Annotated in this window: 23 protein-coding genes; 12 read left to right on the plus strand and 11 right to left on the minus strand. The window is 73.2% G+C overall.

The window, feature by feature from the left end:
- Positions 1-53: 53 nt before the first annotated feature.
- The 5 genes from ACZ5UI_RS13020 to ACZ5UI_RS13040 all read right to left on the minus strand — a co-directional run bounded on the left by ACZ5UI_RS13020 (position 54) and on the right by ACZ5UI_RS13040 (position 4,001).
- On the minus strand, positions 54-1,013 hold the full coding sequence (locus ACZ5UI_RS13020) for a 1-phosphofructokinase family hexose kinase (RefSeq protein ID WP_464197614.1): 960 nt from the start codon (positions 1,011-1,013) through the stop codon (positions 54-56).
- The gene (locus ACZ5UI_RS13025; protein WP_464197615.1) at positions 1,010-2,245 is read right to left on the minus strand and encodes a D-alanyl-D-alanine carboxypeptidase family protein; all 1,236 of its coding nucleotides are present in this window, start codon (positions 2,243-2,245) and stop codon (positions 1,010-1,012) included. Before ACZ5UI_RS13025 ends, ACZ5UI_RS13020 begins: the two co-directional genes overlap by 4 nt.
- Complete coding sequence (locus ACZ5UI_RS13030; protein WP_464197616.1) at positions 2,242-2,655, minus strand: LysM peptidoglycan-binding domain-containing protein; 414 nt, start codon at positions 2,653-2,655, stop codon at positions 2,242-2,244. The genes ACZ5UI_RS13025 and ACZ5UI_RS13030 overlap by 4 nt, the downstream gene beginning before the upstream one ends.
- Positions 2,656-2,736: 81 nt before the next feature.
- Positions 2,737-3,684, minus strand: coding sequence for an orotidine-5'-phosphate decarboxylase (pyrF, locus tag ACZ5UI_RS13035; protein WP_464197617.1), 948 nt, complete (start codon positions 3,682-3,684; stop codon positions 2,737-2,739).
- 38 nt (positions 3,685-3,722) lie between these two features.
- Entirely contained in the window at positions 3,723-4,001 is a 279-nt protein-coding gene (locus tag ACZ5UI_RS13040) for an HU family DNA-binding protein (protein WP_464197618.1), read from the minus strand.
- Positions 4,002-4,172: 171 nt separating this feature from the next.
- Here ACZ5UI_RS13040 and ACZ5UI_RS13045 point away from each other — a divergent pair, with 171 nt between their 5' ends.
- Positions 4,173-4,313 (plus strand): hypothetical protein, encoded by a 141-nt coding sequence (locus ACZ5UI_RS13045; protein ID WP_464197619.1) that lies wholly within the window; start codon positions 4,173-4,175, stop codon positions 4,311-4,313.
- Positions 4,314-4,325: 12 nt separating this feature from the next.
- Here the strand turns inward: ACZ5UI_RS13045 and ACZ5UI_RS13050 are convergent, their stop codons facing one another.
- From ACZ5UI_RS13050 to ACZ5UI_RS13070, 5 genes are all read right to left on the minus strand, one after another.
- Positions 4,326-4,496 (minus strand): hypothetical protein, encoded by a 171-nt coding sequence (locus ACZ5UI_RS13050; protein WP_464197620.1) that lies wholly within the window; start codon positions 4,494-4,496, stop codon positions 4,326-4,328.
- Between the two features lie 81 nt (positions 4,497-4,577).
- A complete protein-coding gene (locus ACZ5UI_RS13055; RefSeq protein WP_464197621.1) occupies positions 4,578-5,948 on the minus strand; it encodes a cation diffusion facilitator family transporter in 1,371 nt (456 codons plus the stop codon).
- Positions 5,945-6,520, minus strand: a complete 576-nt coding sequence (locus ACZ5UI_RS13060; RefSeq protein WP_464197622.1) for a non-canonical purine NTP pyrophosphatase — start codon at positions 6,518-6,520, stop codon at positions 5,945-5,947. Before ACZ5UI_RS13060 ends, ACZ5UI_RS13055 begins: the two co-directional genes overlap by 4 nt.
- Positions 6,521-6,526: 6 nt before the next feature.
- A complete protein-coding gene (gene rph, locus ACZ5UI_RS13065; RefSeq protein ID WP_464197623.1) occupies positions 6,527-7,249 on the minus strand; it encodes a ribonuclease PH in 723 nt (240 codons plus the stop codon).
- Positions 7,250-7,312: 63 nt separating this feature from the next.
- Positions 7,313-7,501, minus strand: coding sequence for a hypothetical protein (locus ACZ5UI_RS13070; protein WP_464197624.1), 189 nt, complete (start codon positions 7,499-7,501; stop codon positions 7,313-7,315).
- 143 nt (positions 7,502-7,644) lie between these two features.
- Between ACZ5UI_RS13070 and ACZ5UI_RS13075 the strand changes: the two genes are divergently transcribed.
- Genes ACZ5UI_RS13075 through ACZ5UI_RS13085 form a run of 3 tightly spaced genes read left to right on the plus strand, consistent with a single transcriptional unit; the run spans position 7,645 to position 9,670 of the window.
- Positions 7,645-8,562: a glycosyltransferase gene (locus ACZ5UI_RS13075; protein ID WP_464197625.1), complete on the plus strand. Its 918-nt coding sequence runs from the start codon at positions 7,645-7,647 to the stop codon at positions 8,560-8,562.
- Positions 8,563-8,567: 5 nt separating this feature from the next.
- Positions 8,568-9,341, plus strand: coding sequence for a hypothetical protein (locus ACZ5UI_RS13080; RefSeq protein WP_464197626.1), 774 nt, complete (start codon positions 8,568-8,570; stop codon positions 9,339-9,341).
- Positions 9,338-9,670: a hypothetical protein gene (locus ACZ5UI_RS13085; protein ID WP_464197627.1), complete on the plus strand. Its 333-nt coding sequence runs from the start codon at positions 9,338-9,340 to the stop codon at positions 9,668-9,670. The genes ACZ5UI_RS13080 and ACZ5UI_RS13085 overlap by 4 nt, the downstream gene beginning before the upstream one ends.
- A gap of 21 nt (positions 9,671-9,691) precedes the next feature.
- On the opposite strand, the gene ACZ5UI_RS13090 is transcribed toward ACZ5UI_RS13085, so the two are convergent.
- Positions 9,692-10,729, minus strand: coding sequence for a histone deacetylase family protein (locus ACZ5UI_RS13090; protein ID WP_464197628.1), 1,038 nt, complete (start codon positions 10,727-10,729; stop codon positions 9,692-9,694).
- A 20-nt stretch (positions 10,730-10,749) separates the two neighbouring features.
- Here ACZ5UI_RS13090 and ACZ5UI_RS13095 point away from each other — a divergent pair, with 20 nt between their 5' ends.
- The 8 genes from ACZ5UI_RS13095 (at position 10,750) to ACZ5UI_RS13130 (ending at position 21,646) form a co-directional block, all read left to right on the plus strand.
- Entirely contained in the window at positions 10,750-12,216 is a 1,467-nt protein-coding gene (locus ACZ5UI_RS13095) for an L-aspartate oxidase (RefSeq protein WP_464197629.1), read from the plus strand.
- Between the two features lie 141 nt (positions 12,217-12,357).
- On the plus strand, positions 12,358-12,777 hold the full coding sequence (locus ACZ5UI_RS13100; RefSeq protein ID WP_464197630.1) for a hypothetical protein: 420 nt from the start codon (positions 12,358-12,360) through the stop codon (positions 12,775-12,777).
- 81 nt (positions 12,778-12,858) lie between these two features.
- A complete protein-coding gene (locus tag ACZ5UI_RS13105) occupies positions 12,859-14,811 on the plus strand; it encodes a hydantoinase/oxoprolinase family protein (RefSeq protein ID WP_464197631.1) in 1,953 nt (650 codons plus the stop codon).
- A complete protein-coding gene (locus tag ACZ5UI_RS13110; RefSeq protein ID WP_464197632.1) occupies positions 14,798-16,279 on the plus strand; it encodes a hydantoinase B/oxoprolinase family protein in 1,482 nt (493 codons plus the stop codon). Before ACZ5UI_RS13105 ends, ACZ5UI_RS13110 begins: the two co-directional genes overlap by 14 nt.
- 13 nt (positions 16,280-16,292) lie before the next feature.
- Positions 16,293-17,153: an NAD(P)-dependent oxidoreductase gene (locus ACZ5UI_RS13115; protein ID WP_464197633.1), complete on the plus strand. Its 861-nt coding sequence runs from the start codon at positions 16,293-16,295 to the stop codon at positions 17,151-17,153.
- Positions 17,154-17,285: 132 nt separating this feature from the next.
- Entirely contained in the window at positions 17,286-17,915 is a 630-nt protein-coding gene (locus tag ACZ5UI_RS13120) for a DUF1802 family protein (RefSeq protein ID WP_464197634.1), read from the plus strand.
- A complete protein-coding gene (locus tag ACZ5UI_RS13125; RefSeq protein WP_464197635.1) occupies positions 17,896-18,855 on the plus strand; it encodes a DUF1152 domain-containing protein in 960 nt (319 codons plus the stop codon). The genes ACZ5UI_RS13120 and ACZ5UI_RS13125 overlap by 20 nt, the downstream gene beginning before the upstream one ends.
- A gap of 31 nt (positions 18,856-18,886) precedes the next feature.
- Positions 18,887-21,646, plus strand: coding sequence for a penicillin acylase family protein (locus ACZ5UI_RS13130; RefSeq protein WP_464197636.1), 2,760 nt, complete (start codon positions 18,887-18,889; stop codon positions 21,644-21,646).
- Positions 21,647-21,654: the final 8 nt, after the last annotated feature.

The following is a 21,654-nucleotide window of genomic DNA, read 5'->3' on the forward strand; positions in this document are numbered from 1 at the left end:
GGCTGCGAACGAGTCTCACAGAAGCCCCTGGAAACGACCGGGGCCGACGCATCTCAGCCGACCTCGGCCCCGGAGGAGAGCGTCTCGACGGAGACCTCCCCGAGCAGCCGGTCGACCCCGCGCGGATCGACGACGCCGGCGCCGAGGCGCTGCGTCGACTCGGCGCCGCAGGCCACGCCGAAGCGCAGGCACTCCTCGGGCGCCTCGCCGCTGTAGCGCGCGGCCACGTATCCGGCCAGGAAGGCGTCGCCCGAGCCGACGGTGGCGACGGGCTCGCGCATGGCCACGCGCACGCGGACCATCCGATGGCCGCCCTCGAAGGGCAGCGCGGCGAAGCAGCCGTCGTCGACGGTCATGATCGCCTCCTGGGCGCCGAGATCGAGCATCTCGCGCACGGCGATCGTGCGGTCCTCGTCGTCGTTGAACTCGTGGCCGACCAGCTCCTCGGCCTCCAGCACGTTCGGCGAGACGACGCTCGGCTCGGCCCGCACGGCCAGGCGCAGCGGCTCGCCGTCGGTGTCGACGACGGTGGTCAGGCCCTGCTTGCGCAGCTCGTGGATGAGGTTGGCGTAGGCGTCGGCCTCCACCCCGGGCGGCAGCGAGCCGGCGAACACCACGACCTCGGCGCCGCGCGCCAGGTACATCAGCTTGTCGTGGAACAGCTCCATCTCGCGGCTGGTGATCTGCGCGCCGCGCTCGTTGACCTCGGTCTGCTCGCCCGTGGTCGGGTCGACCACCGAGAGGTTCGTGCGCGACTCGGCGCGGATGCGCACGAAGTCCGTGAGGATCGACTCCTCGGTGAGCTGCTCGACGATGCGCGTGCCCGTCGCGCCGCCCGCGAACCCCGTGGCGATCACGGGCTGACCGAGCGTCTTCAGCGTGCGGGCGATGTTGACGCCCTTGCCGCCGGCCATCGTCGTCGACTCGACCGTGCGGTGGCGACGACCGGGCCGGAAGTTGGGAACCGACAGCGTGCGGTCGATTGCCGCGTTGAGCGTGACCGTGATGATCATGCCGTCTCGGTGCCTCCACGCCTCCGGGATTGCGCCCGGCGACGGCGAACCCGTCGCCGGTGCCGGACGGCCAGAAGGAGGCTACCGATCACGGCGACGGCACCCACCGCGATGACCCACCAGGGCGGCATCGCGGAGGAGACCTTGTCGACGACGCCGGCCGCCGGGACGTCCTGGGCCAGCACCGCCGGCACCTTGCCCAGCGTGCGCCCGCGATAGGTGACGGTGATCGTGCCGACCCGGTCGCCCTTGCGATAGGCGCCCGACAGCTCGGCGGGCACGCCGGTGACCGTCACCCGCGCCTTGGAGCCGCGGCGGATGATCCCCTGGACGCGGCCGTCGGCCACGACCGGCACCGTCTCCTCGCGGAAGTCGAGCTTGACCGTGTCGACCTGCTGGCCGGGCTTGACCGGCGTCGTGCGCTTGTAGCGCTTCATGCCCCAGTTCAGGAGCGCCAGCGAGTCGCTGTTGCGGGCCGCCTCGCTGGGCGTGCCCAGGACCGCGGAGACGAGGCGGATGCCGTGGCGCTTGGCCGACGCGACGAGCACGTAGCCGGCGATCGACGTGTGGCCGGTCTTGACGCCGTCGACCCACGGGACCGTCTGCACGAGCGCGTTGCGGTTGACCAGCGTGCGCTCGCGGCCGCCGGAGACGACCTCGGCGCTCTTGCGGTCGACGGTGCGGGCGAAGAACCGGTCCTGCAGCAGGACGAGCGCGAGCTTGGCCAGATCCTCGGCGCTGGAGTAGTTCTCCGGGTCGTCGAGGCCGATCGGGTTGGCGTAGTGCGTGTCCTTCAGGCCGAGCTCCTGGGCGCGCTCGTTCATCATCTCCACGAAGTGGCGCTCGGTCCCGCCCACCCGCACGGCGAGCGTCGCGGCGGCGTCGTTGCCCGAGGCCAGCAGCAGCCCCTCCATCAGGTCGCGGATCGTGACCTTCTCGCCGGGCCGCAGGCCCATCAGCGACTCGGCCGGAGCGGCGCGGTAGTTGATCGTCGTGACCGTGTCGTCGAGGTCGGCGTTCTCGAGCGTCAGCAGCGCGGTCATCAGCTTGGTCGTCGAGGCGATCGGCTTGCGCGACGTCGCGTGGTCGCGGTAGGCGATGTCCTCGCTGTCGGGCTGGACGAGGATCGCGGCGGTGGCGCTGAGCTGCGGCGGCGGCGTTGCGGCATGGACGACGGGTGCCGCGGCGCCCGCGACCGCGAGCACCGCCAGCAGCGCGGCGAGCCGCCTCACGGGGTCGTCGTGGTGTCCGTCGCGTCGCCGTCGCCGGACGAGGAGCTGGATCCGCTCCCGCTCAGCTTCAGCTTCTGCCCGACCTGCAGCGCCTGCGGGTCGATGTCCGGGTTGAGCTCCTGCAGCTCCTCGACGGTCAGGCCGGTCTTCTCGGCGACCGTCGAGAGGATGTCGCCAGGCTTGACCGTGTACGTCTTCTTGGCCTTCTTCTTCGGCTTCTTCTTGGCCTCGGAGCCGTCGGACGCGGTCGTCGTGGACCCGCCGGAGACGGTCGACGTCGCGGTCGACGTGGCGGAGTCGTCCTTCTTGGCCGCGTCGCGGTTGTTCGTGTAGATCATGTAGCCGGCGACCACGACAGCGACCAGGGCGATGGGCGCGAGAAAGCGCGCGGGGCTGCGGCGACGGTGCATGCGGGCGCAAGCATAGCTGTGGCTTTGCCGCCCGAATCACGATGAATCCGGGATTTCATCGGCGGCCCCGCCGTTGGTGGCTCAGGCCAGCGACCAGGCAGCGGCGCGCAGGCGCTCGGCCTCGGCCCGAGCCGCCGTCGCCGGATCGCCCCCGGCGGCCTCGTGGGCTCGAGCGATCGAGCGCGACGCGGTGACCAGGCCACCGGCCCGACCGGGCGCGAACGCGGGGACCAGGTCCTCGACCCGGCCGCCCTGGGCGCCGATGCCCGGCAGCAGGAAGGGCGTGCGCGGCATCAGCTCGCGAGCGCGGGCCAGGTGCTCGGGCCGGGTCGCGCCCATCACGGCGCCGATCGCGCTGAGGGCCGGCTCGGTGTCGCCGTCGAAGGCCTGGCCGACGCGGTCGACGATCGCCGCGACGTGCTCCCACAGCGCGCCGCCCGCGGCCAGCTGGAGATCCTCGACGTCGGCGGCGCCCGGGTTGGAGGTGCGCACGAGCACGAACAGGCCGGAGCCGATCGGCTGGGCGGCGTCGGTGAACGGCTTGAGGGTGTCGGCCCCCATGTAGGGGTTGACCGTGACCGCGTCGGCGCGCAGGCCGTCGATGTCCCCGAACGGCGTGGACAGGCCGCCGAGCAGGCCGTGGGCATAGGCGGCGGCGGTCACGTCGATGTCGCCGCGCTTGGCGTCGGCGATGACGATCAGGCCGGCGGCGCGCGCGTGGGCGGCGACGTCCTGGAGCGCGACCCACCCGGGCGGGCCGAGCCGCTCGAAGCAGGCGACCTGGGGCTTGACCGCCACGCAGGCCGGGCCGGCGGCGTCGATCAGCGCGCGGCAGTGCGCGGTGACCGCGGCGGCCGCGCGCTCGGCGGGGCCGGAACCGGCGGCCGCCTCAGCGGCGTCCGGCCACAGGCGCGAGGGATCGGGATCCAGCCCCAGGACGATCTGGGATTCGCGTCCGGCGACGCGCGCGGCCAGCCGGCCGGAGAACCCGGTCCCGACCGCCCGCGCGCCGCCGTCGTCGTCCGACATCGAAGCGATGGACTGTCGCTTCGGCGGCGATCGCGGTCCTAGCTGCCCTTGACGGCCTTCTTCAGGCCCGATCCGGCAGTGAACTTCGGCAGCTTGGCCGCGGCGATGGTGATCTTCTCGCCGGTCCGGGGATGGACGCCCTCACGAGCGCCGCGCTCCGTCACGTGGAACTTCCCGAACCCGGAGAAGTTGACCTCGCCACCGCGCTGCAGCGTGTCCTGAATGGTCTCGATCACGGCATCGACGGCCTTGCCGGCGTCGGTCTTGGCCAGGCCGGCCTTCTGCGCGATGTGATCGACGAACTCGGACTTCGTCACGGCTGTTGCTCCTCCTTCGGATGGTGTGCGAGCAACGTCCGACGCTAACAGCGCTTTCGGACGTTTCTCCCGATGCCAGCGCGGTTTTTGCGCTGTTTGCGGCTTTGGCGGCGGCGATCATCGCGCCCCCGTCGGACGGCTGTCGGGTGAGGTCAGCACAATGTGTCGGGCATGCCTCTCCCCCGAATCGCCTGGCTCGTCACCGTGGCCGTCGCCGTCCTGACCGGGATCGTCGTGCTGCTCAACGGATACGACGGCTACGGCGCGCTGTCGTTCGTCGTCGCCGTGGCGGCGGCGTTCAACCTGCGCTGACGCCCGCCCGGGTCACCAGCCGAGCACCCGGTCGATCTTCCCCTCGCCGCGTTCGAGATCGATCTGCTCGATCTGCGGATTGCCTCGGGGCCCGCGCAGGTCCGGTCGGTCAAAGCGCGCCTCGCGCTCGGCGACGGGTACCGGGGCAGGGTCTGGCTCGCTGGGTGGATCGGTGTGCGTCATGTCACCTGGGCTGCCCGGTGCTGACAGGCGCAAACGTGCAGTTTCCTGTGAGCATCGGGCTTCGGCGCCCGCTCGCACCGGTCAGCAGGGCTCGGTGTGGACGACCACCTCGGCCAGCTCCGGATGCTCGAGGCGCAGCGCGCTCTCCAGCTCGGAGGCGACCTGGTGGGCGTCGGTGAGCGACTCGCCGTCCGGCACGCCGATGGCCAGGAAGACGACCGGGCCGACGCTGGTGTCGATCACCTGCAGCTCGCGTGGCTCCTCGCCGCTGAAGGCGACGACGGCGGCGCGGATGCGCTCGCGCCGGTCCTCCGCCGACGAGGACGGCCGGCGCACGCGGATCGGCTGCTCGAGCGGCTCGAGGTGCGTGTGGACCTCGTCGATGCCGCCCAGGTCGGCGATCGCCGCCTCGACGCGCTCGGCGATCTCGTGGGCGTCGGCGATCGAGCTGTCCAGCGGCATCTTCAGGTGCAGCGAGACGATCGAGCGCCCGCCGCGGGAGAAGATCCCGATGTCGTGCGCGTCCGACACACCGGGATCGGCCAGCGCGGTGGCCAGGATCCGCTCGCGCAGCTCGACGCCCGTCTCCTGGGGCTCGACGTGGACGACGACGTCGCTGTTGGGCACCGAGGCGCGGACCGCCTGCTCGACGCGGTCGGCCAGGTCGTGGCTGGCCGCGACGGCCGCCGCGGGCGACAGGCCGATCGTCACGTCGGCGAAGAAGCGCCCGGCCACCTCGCGCAGGCGCAGCCGGCGCAGGTCGTTCTCGGGCACCACCTGGGCGATCGCCTCGAGCATCCGGTTGCGGACGTCCTCGGGGGCGTAGTCCATCAGCGCCCGCGCGTTCTCGATGATCAGGCGCCCGACGGCGAAGAAGATCACGCCGGCCACCACGAGCGCGGCCACCGCGTCGCCGGACTTCCACCCCGCGGCCACCAGCGCGAGCCCCACGAGCACGGCCAGCGAGCCGGCCAGGTCGCCGGCGAAGTTGAACGCGTTGGAGCGGAACGCCGCGCTCTCGTAGCGCGCCGCGGCGCGGGTGGAGATGACGATCCGGCTGATGTCGATGGCGATCGCGATCCCGATGACCACGAACAGCCACCACGCCGTGGTGACGTGCGACTCGTCGGAGGAGACCAGCTGGCGGATCGCCTCGAAGGCGATGATGCCGCCGCCGGCGGCGACGATCGCGGCCTCCCCCAGCGCCGCCAGGTTCTGCGCGCGCTGGTGGCCGTAGTTGTGCTCGTTGTCGGCCGGGCGCAGCGCGGTGCGCACCGCCAGGAGCGTCAGGAGCGCGGCCACGACGTCGCCGCTGGACTCGATGCCGGCGGAGATCAGCGCCAGCGAGCCGGTGGCCAGGCCGGTGCCGAGCTTGAGCGCGACGAGCACGCCCGCGGCCAGCACGGAGGCCAGCGCCGTCCGGCGCTGGGCGCGCTCGACGGCGTCGTTCAACCCGGCCCCTGAGCCAGCCAGTCCCGCAGCAGCGCGACCGCGCGGCCACGATGGCTGATCGCGTCCTTCTCGGCAGGGTCCAGTTCGGCCATGGTCACGTCGGGTCGATCGTCGGGGACGAAGGCGGGGTCGTAGCCGAAGCCGCCCAGACCGCGGGGCTCCGAGGCCAGCGTCCCCGTGCAGCGCCCCTCGAACACCTCTTCGACGCCGTGCTCGGGGTCGACATAGGCGATCGCACACACGTAGGCCAGCGCGCTGCCCGCCGGCGCCTGCGCCAGCAGCTTGTCGAGGTTCTCCTGGTCGGTGGCGTCCTCACCGGCGAAGCGCGCGGAGCGAACGCCCGGTCGGCCGCCCAGCGCCGCCGACTCGATCCCCGAGTCGTCGGCGATCGCCACCCGACCGGTGGCCGCCGCGGCCGCGCGCGCCTTTCCCAGCGCGTTGGCCGCGAACGTGTCGCCGTCCTCGGGCGGCAGCACGACGTCGTCGGGCAACGGGTCCACACCGGCCGGCAGCAGCGCGTCGAACTCGCGCACCTTGTGGTCGTTGCGGGTGGCCAGCAGCAGCCGGGTCATCGCCGGTCAGCCGCGGATCGCGTGCGTCTGGATCTGACGCAGCTCCACGATCCCCACCGACGCCAGCGCCAGCAGCTCGTCGAGGTGGGCGCGCGACAGCGGCGTGCGCTCGGCGGTGGCCTGCACCTCGATCAGCCCGCCCTCGCCCGTCATCACGACGTTGGCGTCGACCTCGGCCATCGAGTCCTCGGAGTAGTCGAGATCGAGCACCGGGGTGCCGTTGACGACGCCCGCCGAGACCGCCGCGACCGAGCTGGTCAGCGGCGACGTCTTCAGCTTGCCCTCGTCGATCAGCCGCTGCATGGCCAGCGCCAGGGCGACGTAGGCGCCGGTGATCGATGCGCAGCGCGTGCCGCCGTCGGCGGTCAGCACGTCGCAGTCCAGCCACACCGTGCGCTCGCCCAGCGCGGCGAAGTCGATCACGCCGCGCAGCGAGCGACCGATCAGCCGCTGGATCTCGACCGTCCGCCCGTCGGGCCGGCCCTTGGTCACGTCGCGCGCCTTGCGGTCGCCGGTGGAGGCCGGGAGCATCCCGTACTCGGCGGTCACCCAGCCCGTGCCGCGGCCGGCCATCCAGCGCGGGACGGACTCGTCGACCGAGGCCGTGCAGATGACCCGCGTCTCGCCCTGGGTGATCAGCGCCGAACCGGTGGCCGAGGCCACGAAGCCGGGCTCGATGCGGGTGGGACGCAGCCCGTCGGGACCGCGGTCGTAGGACCGTGTGCTCATGGCGCGGATCGTCGCAGAACCCGGCCGGGCGTCCACGCGTCGCGTGCACGCCCGGCGCGGTGGTCACTTGCCCTTGACCCCGTCGATCGCCTTCTGCAGCTTGTCGATCACGGCCTTGCCGATCCCGTCGGCGTTGCCGGCCCCGAAGGCGATCACCGCGGCCATCACCCCGGCGAGCAGCAGGATCAACCCGACGTACTCGACCGTCCCCTGTCCGCGCTCGTCGCGCAGGCCCATCAGCAGGGCGTGCATGCGCCCCATGACTCCGTACAGCACCATCTCGACCTCCGTCGTCGTTGCCAGCTTCGGATGTCGATGCTCGACGGCGTCGCGTCACAGCGCTACACCAGTCAGCTACAAACCTGCTGCAAATGCGTGCCCTGGTTGTGTCGAACATGCGTCAAGACTCCGCGCACCCCGCCCGCGGGAGCTTCGTACGCGATCAGGTGGCCGCGCTGCGGCGCATCGACGGCCTGGACGTCGACCTCGTGCAGGGCGCGCCCGGCGGCCGCGGCTACCTGGAGCTGGCCCGTGAGCTGCGCGGCCGCCGCGGCTACGACGTCGTCCACGCCCACTTCGGCCTGACCGGCTACCCCGCCCTCGTCGTCCCCGGCGCCCAGCGCGCGCTGACGCTGCACGGCACCGACGTGCGCCACCCTCGCACCGGCCGGCTGACCCGGGCGATCCTGCCCCGCTACGACCTCGTGGCCGCCGTCTCCCAGGAGCTGGCCGACGAGCTGCACCGCCCGGGGGTGCTCGTGCTGCCCTGCGGCGCCGACCTGCACCGCCTGCAGCCGCTGCCCCGGGCCGAGGCCCGCGCGCGCCTGCGCCTCGACCCCGACCAGCCGCTGCTGCTGTTCCCCGCGGACCCGGCCCGCGCGGGCAAGCGCGTCGACCGCGCCCAGGAGCTGGCCGCGGACACCGGCGCGCGCCTGGTCACGCTGGGCGACACGCCGCCCGAGCGGATGCCCGACTGGATCAACGCCGCCAACGCGGTGCTCGTGCCCTCCGAGGCCGAGGGCTTCGGCCTGGCGGTGATCGAGGCGCTGGCCTGCCAGACGCCGGTCCTGGCCACGCCCGTCGGCATCCATCCCGCGGCGCTCGACGGCCTGCCCAACACGCTGTGCGCCCCCTACGACCGGGCCGCGTGGGCGACCGCGCTGCGCCCGGTCCTGGCCGATCCGGCCACCCGCGTCGCCGGCGGCCGCGAGCGCGCCGGGCGCTGGAGCTCGGACGCGATGGCGGCGCGCGTCGCCGACGCGTGGCGCACAATCACCGCATCTCCGCTTCCCAGCGATCGTTCTAGGGTGTGACGCCGATGGCCGGACCGTTCGCACGCCTGCGCCGGGGAGAGAGCGAAGAGCCCACTCCCGACGCCCCGACCGAGATGCTGGAGCCCGTGACCGCCGAGCAGGTGGCCGCCGCCGCTGCCCCTGCCCAAGAGACGCCCACGACCGAGGAGGCGCCCCCGCCGCCGGTCGCGGACGAGGTCGTCGTCACCGAAGAGCCGATCGCGGCCGACACGGTGGCCGGCGACGAGACGCCCGGGTTCATCGAACGCGGCAAGCTGCGCCGCCGCCTGCGCTTCGTGCGCCGGGCCCGCGAGCTGGCCCTGCGCGACCTCGGCGGCCTGATCTTCGACCTGCACCGCTTCGGCCGCGAGCGCAGCGACCTCGTCGACCAGAAGCTGGGCGCCCTGGCCACGCTGGACTCCGAGATGCGCGCGCTCGAGGCGCTGCTCGACGACCATCCCGACGTCACCGTGCTGCACGAGCCCGGCCTGGCCAGCTGCCCGCGCTGCGGCGCGCTGCACGCCAGCGACGCCGCCTACTGCTCGGCCTGCGGGCTCCCGGTCAGCCGCAGCGCCCACCTGCCCAGCGGCCCCGCGCTGGCCGGCCCCGTCCCGGCGCTGCCGTCGCCCGCCGCCGAGGCGGTCGCCGAGCCCGAGGTCGATCCCGTCACGCCGGTGAGCGCGGCCGCCGTCGCGCAACCCGAGCCCGACCCGGTCGACCCGGCGCAGGAGCCCGTGGCCACCGAGGCGGTGGCGGAGGGCGAGTCCCCGCCCGACGAGCACCCGCCCACCACGCCGTGAGCTCGACCGAGACCGAGGCGTCGGTCGCACCCGAGGCGCCCCCGGCCCCCGAGCCCGCGCCCACCCGCGGACCGTTCCTGTGCCCGCGCTGCTCGACGCCGCTGGGGCCCGAGCAGGAGTGGTGCCTGCACTGCGGGACCGCCGCCCGCACGGCGATCGCGGCGACGCCGAACTGGCGCCTGCCGGTCGCGCTGCTGGCCGTCGTCGCCGTGGTGTTCGCGATCGCCGTCGCCTGGGCGTTCGTCGAGCTGACCAACAACGACGACGCGGTCAAGGCGTCCACCTCGGCGACCCAGGCCCCCGCGGCCACCGAGCTCCCCGGCGGGTAGCGGCGCTGGTGTCGTGATTCGCTAGACCGCCTGCTGGCCCAGCGTGGGCCACACGCCGCCCTTGGCCAGCCGCTCCTGGGCGCGCAGCGACAGCCCGTGCACGGCGACCGCGTCCGGTGACGCCGTCTGGCCGCGACCCCACACGTCGAGCACGTCGCACAGCGAGCGCGACAGCGCGTCGAGGTCATAGCCGCCCTCGAGCACCCCGGCGAACGGGATCCCCCGCTCGACGCACGCGCCGGCCACCAGCGCGGCCATCTGCGCGAACCCGCCGTCGGTCACCTCGCAGCCGGCCAGCGGATCGTCGGCATGGGCGTCGAAGCCGGCCGAGACGAGCACCAGCTGCGGCTCGAAGTCGCGGATCAGCGGCACCGCGACGTGCGCGACCAGCGAGGTCCACACGTCGTCGCCCGAGCCCGCCGGCACGGGCAGGTTGACCGTGTAGCCCCCGCCGATCCCGCTGCCCACGTCGTGCATCGAGCCGGTGCCCGGATACAGCGGCGACTGGTGGATCGAGACGAACAGCACCTGGTCGGAGGTGTGGAAGATGTCGTTGGTGCCGTTGCCGTGGTGCACGTCCCAGTCGAGGATCAGCGCCCGCTCCAGGCCCAGCGCGTCGCGCGCGTGCTGGGCGGCGACGGCGACGTTGTTGAGCAGGCAGAACCCCATCGCCTGCGCGGCCTCGGCGTGATGGCCGGGCGGGCGGTGCACGCTGAACGCGACGGGCGCCGCGCCCCCGACCACGAGCGAAGCGGCCTCGCAGGCCCCGCCGGCGCCGTGCAGCGCGGCCTCCCACGAGGCCTCGACGACGACCGTATCGGCGTCGATGCGCCCACCGCCGGCCGCGCACAGCGCGCGGATGCCCTCGACGTAGGCCGGCGGATGCACCCGCTCCAGCTGGTCGACCGTGGCCGCGGTGGAGCGCCGCCGCTCCCAGCCCAGGCCGCCGCGCCGCTCGAGCTCGCGCTCGATCGCGACGATGCGCGCCGCGCGCTCGGGGTGCGGGCCGGTGTCGTGCGCAAGCGACGACGGATGGCTGAGCAGGACCGGATCGGCCACGCGGGTACGGTAGCCCGACGATGCCCGCCCCCGCTACCAGCGTTCGCCGCGCGGACGTCGCCGTGGTCGGCGCCGGCGCCGCGGGCCTGTTCACCGCGCTGACCGCCGCCAACGCCGGCGCCCGCGTCGCGCTCGTCTCCGCCACCCCGCTGGCCCGCACGGCCAGCTACTGGGCCCAGGGCGGCCTGGCCGCCGCGCTGGCCGCCGACGACACGCCCGAGCAGCACCTGGTCGACACCGAGCGGGCCGGCCGCGGCCTGGTGCGCCGCAGCGCCGCGCGGGTGCTGACCGACGAGGCCGCCGAGCGCGTGCACGAGCTCGTCGCGATGGGCGTGGTGTTCGACGCCGACCGCTTCGGCCAGCTCGCGCTGGGCCTGGAGGGCGGCCACTCGATCCGTCGCATCGTCCACGCGGGCGGCAGCGCCACGGGGCGGCGCCTGGTCCGCCAGCTGTCCGCGCTGGCGGTCGAGCATCCGAGGATCGAGGTGCTGGAGGGCTCGCGGGCCGCGGCCGCCTGGATCGATCCCGACAGCGGCGCCTGCCGCGGGCTCGTGCTCGAGGACGGGCGCGCGCTGACCACCCGCGGCCTCGTGTTGTCCACCGGGGGAACCGCCGCGCTGTGGTCGCGCACGACCAACCCGCCGGGCTCGCTGGGCAGCGGCCTGCTGCTGGCCCACCGCGCAGGCGCCGACCTCGCCGATCTGGAGTTCATGCAGTTCCACCCGACCGCGGTGACCGGCATCGGCGGGCGCGAGGGCTTCCTGATCACGGAGGCGATCCGCGGCGAAGGCGCCACGCTGCACGGCGCCGACGGCGAGCGGTTCGTCGAGGAGCTCAGCCCGCGCGACGAGGTGGCCCGCGCCGTCTACCTGGAGATGCGCCGGACCGGCGCGCGCAGCGTCGGCCTGGACATGCGCCACGTGGACCCGCAGCTGTTTCCCAACGTCGTCGCCGCGATGCGCGAGTCCGGGCTGGACGTGACCCGCGAGCTCGTTCCCGTCGCCCCCGCGGCGCACTACGGGATGGGCGGGATCGTCACCGACCTCAACGGGCGCTCCAACGTGGCGGGGCTGTACGCGGTGGGCGAGACGGCCTGCACGGGGCTGCACGGCGCCAACCGCCTGGCCTCCAACTCGCTGAGCGAATGCTGCGTCTTCGGACGCCGCGCCGCGCTGGCCGCGCTGGACGAACCGAGCCCGACCGGCGACCCGCTGCCGCCCGCCGTCGTGCCCCTGCCGGTGCCCGGTCGCGAGACCAAGGACGCGCTGTGGCGCAACGCGGGCATCGAGCGCACCCACGACGACCTGGTCACATTGCGCCTGGATCCGTATCCGCTGGCCCGCATGATCGGGGCCTGCGCCCTGCTGCGCGAGGAGTCGCGCGGCGCCCACTATCGGGTCGATTTTCCCGAGCAGGATGCGGGTTTGGACCTCCACCACACGGTGGTCGCGCCGGGCGAGCCACCCCGGTTCGAGCCCTGGAAGTGACGCTGCGCTCAGACACGCCTTAACGCGAACTCAACATCATTCCGGTTCTTCTTCACATCGAGGGTTCAGCCTGCCGGAGACCTGAGGAGAGGTTTCGGCGACGCGAGGAGCGCAAGGGTTCGCATGTATCAATTCAGCCGCGTGATCTATCGGGAGCTCGCTCCGTTCATCGAGGAGCCGCACCCGTCGCACGGCGTCGATGCCCACGCAGAGGTGCTGCGAGCGTGTGAGTCGACGCTCGAGCGCTTGGCCAACGACCGCCATTACTTCGCGCGGCCGGCACGGACGCTGTTCAACGACATCCGGATGTACTTCCCGATGAGCCAGCAGGCACGTGTCTGCCAGACGGTGACGCGTGTGCTGGCGCTCGCCGAGGAATGGCTCGACAACCAGCCCCGGCGCGGGTTCGACATCCACGGCAACCCGCTGCAGTGCCGGGCCACGACGCGCAAGGGCACCGCATGCCAGCGGATGCCGCTGCCCCGCAACGGCTACTGCCCGTCGCACCAGCATCTCGCCGACACCGAGGAGACGGTCGTCGTCGAGCTCGTCGCCGCCTAGCGGCGCGGAGGAGAGAGAAGCAGGTCCACACACCCGGTTTGGGTACGCGCGTTCTGGAGGGCGCGCGTACTCTGACCGCGCATGTTGCTCGGCGTCGACGTCGGTGGGACCTTCACGGATGCCGTGCTGGCGCTCGACGGGCGCCTGATCACGGCCAAGGCGCCCACGACGCCCGACGACCAGTCGCGCGGCGTGATGGCGGCGATCGCGGCGGCGCTGGAGCGAGCCGACCGGGAGGCCGGCGACGTCGAGGCGTTCGCGCACGGCATGACCGTCGCCACCAACGCGCTGCTGGAAGGCCGCGGTGCGCGCACCGCGCTGCTGGCCACCGAGGGCTTCACCGACGTGATCGAGCTGGGCCGCCAGGCGCGCGCCCAGCTGTACCGCCTGTGCGCCGCCCACCCGGCGCCGCTGGTGCCGCCGCAGCGGCGCGTCGCGGTACCCGAGCGCACGCTGCCCGACGGGATCCTGGAGCCGCTGACCGACGCGGCGGTCGAGGCGGTGCTGGAGCGCTTGGCCGCGCTGGCGCCCGAGAGCGTCGCCGTCGTCCTGCTGCACTCCTACGCGCACCCCGAGCACGAGCGCGCGCTGGGCGAGGCGATCGCGGCGCGGCTCCCCGACGTGCACGTGTCGCTCTCCCACGACGTCGTCGGGACCTTCCGCGAGGTCGAGCGCGCCAGCACCACCGAGGTCGACGCGGCGCTCTCCCCGCTGCTCGGCCGCTACCTCGACGCGCTGGCCCAGCGCACCCGCGAGGCCGGCCTGCCCGAGCCCGACATCATGCAGTCCAGCGGCGGGCTGGCACCGCTGCGCACGGCGGCCGCCCACGCGGCGCTGACCGTCCTGTCCGGCCCGGCCGGCGGGGCCGCGGCGGCCGCGCTGATCGCGACCCAGAGCGGCATCGGCGACCTGCTCTGCTTCGACATGGGCGGCACCTCGTGCGACGTGTGCGTGGTGGACGGCGGCGTCGTGCGCGAGACCTCGGGCCGCGAGGTCGGCGGGCGCACGCTGGCGCTGCCGATGGTCGACATCCACACGGTCGGCGCGGGCGGCGGCTCGATCGGCTGGCGCGACGCGGGCGGCGCCCTGCGCGTCGGGCCGCGCAGCGCCGGCGCCGACCCTGGCCCGGCGGCCTACGGGCGCGGCGGGACCGAGCCGACGGTGACCGACGCCAACCTCGTGCTCGGCCGCCTGGACCCCGCCGCCGAGCTGGCCGGCGGCGTGACGCTGGACCTGGACGCCGCGCGCGCCGCCGTGGGCGAGTTGGCCAGCGCGCTGGATCTCGACGAGACCGCCTGCGCGGAGGGGATCGTGCGCGTGGCCAACGCCGAGATGGTGCGCGCCCTGCGCGTCATGACCGTCCAGCGCGGGGTCGACCCCCGCGGCTACGCGCTGCTGGCCTTCGGCGGCGCCGGCGGCCTGCACGCGACGGCGATCGCCGACGAGCTGGGCATCGACCGCGTCGTGGTGCCCCGCGCCTCCGGCGTGCTGTCGGCCCTGGGCCTGGCCGTGGCCGACCGGCGCACGGACGTGCGGCGCAGCGTGCTGCTGGCCGGCGACGAGCTCACCGACGAGGCGATCGAACGGGCCGTCGCCGAGCTGCTGGCCGACGCACCCGCGGCCGAGCGCCAGGCGGTCAGCCTGGACCTGCGCTACGCCGGCCAGTCGTTCGAGCTGACCGTCCCCTGGGACGGCGACGTGCGCGAGGCCTTCCACGCGCGCCACGAGGAGCGCTACGGCTACCGCGATCCCGACGGCGTCGTCGAGCTGGTCACCGTCCAGGTGACGCTCACCGATCCCGGCCCGGCGGTCGAGCTGGCCACCAGCGCCGGCGCGCGGGAGGCCACCGACACGCGGGCCGTGACCATCGCCGGCGACCGCCACCAGGCCGCGATCTGGATCGGCGATCCGGCCACCGGCGCACGTATCACGGGTCCCGCGGTGATCCAGGGCCCGGAGGCCACGCTGCTGGTGCCGCCCGGCTGGAGCGGCGCCGTCGACGACGCGGGGACGGTGATCCTTGGACGCGATTGAGCTGCAGGTGGTGGCGGGCGCGCTGCACGCGGCCTGCGAGGAGATGGGCGCGGTGCTGATCCGCTCGGCCCACTCCTCCAACATCAAGGAGCGCCGCGACGCCTCCACGGCGCTGTTCGACGCCGACGGCCGGATGGTCATGCAGGCCGAGCACATCCCCGTCCACCTGGGCGCGATGCCGGTCGCGGTCGAGGCGGTGCTGGGCCAGGAGCACCGCCCGGGCGTGTCGTGGGTGCTCAACGACCCCTACCGCGGCGGCACGCACCTGCCCGACATCACGGTGATCACGCCGATCTTCGACGACGACGACCACCTGGGCTTCGCGGCCAGCCGCGCCCACCACGCCGACGTGGGCGGCCGCATCCCCGGCTCGATGCCCGCGGACTCGCGCACGCTGGACGAGGAGGGCGTGGTGATCGCGCCGCGCGTGCTCGACGACGCGGCGATCGCCGACCTGGCCGGCCGCATGCGCCAGCCGCAGGAGCGCCGCGCCGACCTGCGTGCCCAGCTGGCCGCCAACCGCATCGGCGTCCGGCGGACGATCGAGCTGGCCCAGCGGATCGGCCTCGACGGCCTGCGCGCCGGCCACGCGGAGGTGCTCGACTACGCCGAGCGCCGCACCCGCGCCTGCCTGGCCGCGATGCCCGACGGCACGCTGGAGGCCAGCGACGTGCTGGAGATGCCCGACCACGACGTGCCGCTGCGCGTGCGGGCGACGGTCGACGGCGACCGGCTGATCCTCGACTTCAGCGGCTCCGCCGACCAGGTCGACGGCAACCTCAACTGCCCGCTGGCCGTGACCCGCAGCGCCTGCTTCTTCGCGGTCCGGGTGCTCACCGACCCGGACATCCCCTCCAGCGCGGGCGCGCACCGGCCGATCGAGGTGATCGCGCCCGCGGGCAGCATCCTCAACGCGCGCCCGCCCGCCGCGGTGGTCGGCGGCAACGTCGAGACGTCCAGCCGCGTCGCCGACCTGGTGCTGCGCGCGTTCGGCCGGGCCTGCGGCCAGGGCACGATGAACAACCTGACGCTGGGCAACGAGCGCTTCACCTACTACGAGACGATCGGCGGCGGCCAGGGCGCCTGCCCGGACGCCGACGGACCGTCGGGCGTGCACGTGGCGATGTCGAACACGCTCAACACGCCGATCGAGGCGCTCGAGCGCTCGTTCCCTCTGCGGATGGTCCGGTACGCGATCCGGCGGGGCACCGGCGGCGCCGGCGCGCATCACGGGGGCGACGGCGTCACCCGCGAGGTCGAGGCGCTCGAGGACGTGACCTACTCGCTGATCAGCGAGCGCCGCCGCCACCACCCGCCCGGCGCCGACGGCGGGGCGCCCGGCGCCACCGGCCGCAACACGGTCGACGGGACCGACGTCGGGCCCAAGGCGATCGGCACGCTGCGCGCCGGCCAGCGGCTGCGCATCGAGACGCCGGGCGGCGGCGGGCACGGCACGGCGCCGAACTGACATCCTGCGCCCCATGAAGGTGGGCTTCTGCGGGCTGGGCATCATGGGGTCGCGCATGGCGGCGCAGGTCGTCAACGCGGGCCACGACGTCACGGCCTGGACACGAACCGAGGGCAAGGCGCAGGCCTGGGCCGACGAGCACGGCGCGCGCGCCGCGGACACGCCGGCGGAGGCGGCCGAGGGCGCCGACGTGCTCATCACGATGCTCGTCGACGGCGCCCAGGTGACCTCCCTGATCGAGCAGGTGCCGCCCCGCGACGACCTGCTGTTCCTCGACATGACCTCGATCGGCGCGCCGATGGCCCGGACGCTGGCCCAGGACCGCCGCTTCGTCGACGCGCCGGTGACCGGCTCCAGCCCGCGCGCCGAGGCGGGAACGCTGACGATCATGGTCGGCGGGCGCGACGAGGACGTCGCCTTCGCGATGCCGCTGCTGGAGGCGATGGGCGAGAAGATCGTCCACATGGGCCCCGTGGGGCACGGCCAGGCGATCAAGGTGATCGGCAACGTCGTCTCGTCCTCGAACGCGATCATCCTGGCTCAGGCGCTGATCGCCGCGGACGCCTCGGGCATCGACCTGGAGAAGATGATCGACGTGCTGTCGGTCAGCTCCGGCGCCTCCGCGATGCTGGACCTGAAGGCCAAGCCGATGATCGAGCACGACTGGACGACGTTGTTCAAGCTCGAACACATGCTCAAGGACGTGCGCCTGGCGCTGGAGCAGGCCCACGAGGCCAAGGTCCCCTTCCCCGCCGCCGCGGATGCCGCTCAGTTGCTGGAGGGCGGCATGGCCCGCGGGCTGGCGGACGCCGATTTCTCGGCCGTCCTGGAGGTCCTGGAGGGTTTGGCCGGACGGCCAGTCGTTTCCCCCTAATGGGTGGGGGTACTTGGACATCGGCGTGTATGTCTGCAACGATGCATTCACGCTCCCGCGCCGCCCTCAGCAGCGACTGATTCGGGCCAAGCGCGGGACTTTCGTCGTCCTGAACCCGAACCTTTCCTTCCTATGCCAACTGCCTTCAAGGAATGGGCGGTCACCGTCCGGGCGCTCGCCGAAGGCGAGCAGCTGGTGACCCTCCGGAAGGGCGGCATCCGCGAGACGGACAAGAACTTCCGTCTCGAGCATGACCGCTTCTTCCTCTATCCGACCTTCGATCATCAGCGCGGTGATCTGGTGCGCGAGTCGCACCAGCCCGAGCTGCGTCGTGCCCTCGAGGAGGGGGTCTGGCCGGAGGGCGAGACGCCCGAGGACTCGCTGTGGTTCGACGGCGGGATCGACCAGCCCGACCGGGTGCGCATCCGCGCCTGGGCGCAGGTCGCCGCCCACTTCGAGATCGACGACCCACGCTGCGTCGACGCCCTGTCGCCGTACTACGTGTGGACCCCGGACTACGCGGAGAAGCGGCTGGCCTGGAAGCGCCGCCACCCGCTGCACGTCCTGCTGCTGCGCACCTACCGCATCCCCCGCCCGGTGACCGTCAAGGTCAAGGACGAGTACCTGGGCTGTCGGTCGTGGCTGGAGCTGCAGCGCGACCTGCCCTTCGAGGGCACGCCGGTCCTCTCCGACGACGAGTTCGAGCGGGCCTCGGAGCAGATCTGCGCCATCGTCGGCGGGCGTGAGCTCGCCCTCGCCTAGCGATCTGAGCATCGAACGGGTCTTCCGGGACGCGACCCGCGTCCTGTGCGTCGGCATCGGTGGCGGTGGCGACTGCGTCGGCACCCTCGTGGTGGCCGACCTGGCCCGGCGCTTCGGCGCCGAGGCGATTCCCGGTGGGTTGACCTGGGAGCGTCGCGTGATCGACCCGCTCCCGGGCCCGCGGCGCCTGGACGAGGTGATCGGCGCCGAGCCGATCAACGACGTCGTCGCGTGGGCCCACCCGGACACGACCGGTCCCGGCGGGTTTCGCTTCACCGAGTCGCATCTGGCCGAGCTGCTGGGCCAGCCGGTCCTGCTGGTCGATCCGCACGCCGGCCCGGCGGGCGTCGCGGCCGGCCTGGATGACGCCGCGCACCGGCTGGGCTGCGACCTGATCGCGCTGGTCGACGTCGGCGGCGACGTGCTCGCCGTCGGCCACGAACCGGGCCTGGGCAGCCCGCTGGCCGACTCGCTGCTGCTGGCCGCCGGGGTCCATCTGCGCACGCCGGTCATCGCCGCGGTGTGGGGCGCCGCCTGCGACGGCGAGCTGACCCTCGACGAGGTGCTCGAGCGGATCGCCGCGCTGGCCGCCGCCGGCGCCCTGCTGGGCACCTGGGGAACGCCCCTGGAGCTGATCGCGGAGCTCGAGCGGGCGATCGCCGTCGTGCCCACCGAGGCCAGCGCGATGGCGGTGGCCTGCGTGAAGGGCCAGTACGGCACCGCGCACATCCGCAACGGCGCCCGCACCGTGCCCCTCAGCCCGGTCGGCGGGCTGACGTTTGTCTTCGATCCGCGGCGGGCATTGGACAGCCGCGCGGCACCGATGGCCGCGCTGATGCAGAACGCCGGGTCACTGGAAGATGCGGAGGCACTGCTCCATGCCGAGGGGATTCGCAGCGAGCTCGCGTTCGAGCGCGACCATTACGCTGGTTTGTTGTAAAACGCCAGCGTTCGCTTTACGCTTCCGCGCCATGCGCAGGAGGAGCTGGGTTCCCGGGCTGGCCGCGTTCGCGCTGCTGGTCCCTGGCGTCGCCACCGCGGCGCCCACGCCACAGGCCTACGGCACCAACGACTACGGCGGCTTCCACGACATCCTGCCCCCGGGCACCAACGGCCGCACGAACCTGGTCGAGCTGGGCGCCTTCCTGACCGCCGGCACGCGCCCCAAGCACAACGACGACCAGCGCGACATGTACGAGTCGCTGGTGCGCGCGACGCCCGGCCTGACCAGCGCGCAGATCCCCGACTACTTCAAGGACTCGACCTTCGGCGTTCGCGCCGGCCAGGCCGAGCGGACCTACTCACCCCGCGCCGACGTGACGATCGTGCGCGACAAGGAGTTCGGCGTCCCCCACGTGTACGGCTCCACGCGGGCCGCCGCCATGTTCGGCCTGGGCTACGCGGCCGCCGAGGACCGCCTGTTCTTCATCGACGTGCTGCGGCACGCCGGCCGGGCGCAGCTGTCCAGCTTCGCCGGCGGGGCCGAGGGCAACCGCGAGATGGACCACGAGCAGTGGACGCTCGCGCCCTACACCGAGGCCGACCTGCAGAAGCAGGCCGACCAGCTCGACGACCTGTACGGGGCCGACGGCAAGCAGATCCAGGACGACGCGGCCGAGTACGTCGCCGGCGTCAACAAGTACATCTCCGAGGCCAAGCTGGACCCGACGAAGATGCCCGGTGAGTACGCGGCGATCGGCAAGCCGCTGGGCCCCGACCCGTGGAAGGTCACCGACCTGATCGCCACCGCGTCGATGGTCGGCGGCATCTTCGGCAAGGGCGGCGGCCACGACCTGACCCAGGCGATCCTGCTGCAGTCCTTCCAGGATCGCTTCTCCGGCGACGGCGACCGGCTGTGGCGCGAGTGGGCGGCCTACGAGGACCCCGACGCGCCGACCACGATCCACGGGAAGGCCTTCCCGTACCAGACCCCGCCCGACGGGTCGGCCACCGGCCGCTGGGCGCGCCCCGATCCCGGCTCGATCCAGCTCGCGCCCGTGGCCACGCCCGACACGACCCCGGCCACCGGCCTCCCGGAGATCGGGCTGCCCTCGCTGCCCGACGTCTCCCAGCTGCCCTCGCCGACCGATCCGCTGGCGCTCATCCAGGGCCTGCTCAACCAGGTCCAGAGCGGGCTGCTGCCCAAGTCGATGTCCAACGCGCTCGTCGTGTCGGGCAAGCGCTCGGCCTCCGGGCGTCCGCTGGCCGTGTTCGGCCCGCAGGTCAGCTACTTCGCGCCGCAGATCCTCATGGAGCAGGACGTGCACGCGCCCGGCATCGACGCGCGCGGCTCGGCCTTCCCCGGCGTGAACCTGTACGTGCAGCTGGGCCGCGGCCAGGACTACGCGTGGTCGGCCACCTCGGCCGGTCAGGACATCATCGACTCGTTCGCCGTGCCGCTGTGCCAGGACAACGACCACTACCTCTACCAGGGGCAGTGCCTGGCCATGGAGACGCTGGAGCGCAAGAACTCCTGGACGCCGAACCTGGCCGACCAGACCGCGCCCGGCAGCGAGACGCTGCGCGTGCAGCGCACGAAGCTGGGCATCGTGATCGCCCGCGGCACGTCCCGGGGCGAGCCCGTCGCCTACACGCAGCTGCGCTCGACGTACTTCCACGAGATCGACTCGGCGCGCGGCTTCGCCGACTTCAACGCCCCCGACAAGATGCGCAACGCGCGCGACTTCCAGAAGGCCGCGGCGAAGATCGGCTACACGTTCAACTGGCTGTACGCCGACGATCGCGACATGGCGTACTTCAACTCGGGCGCGAACCCGCTGCGTCAGCCGGGCACCACCGGGCAGCTGCCGATGGCCGCCACGGACGCCTGGCAGGGCTGGAACGCCGACAACTGGACGAGCAAGCTCACGCCCGACAGCGAGCACCCGCAGCTGATCAACGGGCAGGACTACATCACCAGCTGGAACAACAAGCAGGCGCCCGGGTTCGCCGGCGCCGACAGCAACGTGTTCTCGTCGGTGTTCCGCTCCGACATGCTCGATCAGGAGATCGACGCGCGCCTGGCCGGGGGCCGGAAGATGCGCCTGCCCGAGCTCGTCGACGCGATGGAGGAGGCGGGCTCGACCGACCTGCGCGGTGAGTCGGTCCTGCCGCTCGCCCTGCGCGTGATCGGGACGCCCAGTGACCCGCAGCTCGCGGCGGCGGTCAACGAGCTGAAGGCGTGGGTCAAGGACGGCGCCCACCGGCGCGACAAGGACGCCGACGGCACCTACGAGCACAGCAACGCGATCCGCATCCTGGATGCGTGGTGGCCGCTGTGGATGACCGGCGAGTTCAAGCCGACGCTCGGCCCCGCGCTGTTCGATCAGCTGGTGGCCAACGTCGGGTTCGACAACGAGCCCAACAACGACGGCGCCCACATGGGCTCGGCCTACCAGAACGGCTGGTACGGCTACGCCAAGAAGGACCTCCAGGACGTCCTGAAGCTGAAGGTCAAGCAGCCCTACTCCCTGACCTACTGCGGTGGCGGGGACGCGGCGGCCTGCAAGGCGATGCTGCAGGACACGCTGCGCCAGGCGGTCAACACGCCCAACGACACGGTCTACAACGGCGACAAGGCGTGCACCGACGCCAAGGAGCCCCACGACCAGGACTGCTACGACAAGATCGTCTTCCGGCCGTTGGGCGGCGCCAGCCAGCCGATGATGGCCTGGATCAACCGGCCCACCTACCAGCAGGTGGTCGAGGTGCAGGGGCACCGGCCGCGGTAGCGAACGGT

Source organism: Conexibacter sp. JCM 18997, from assembly GCF_055391915.1.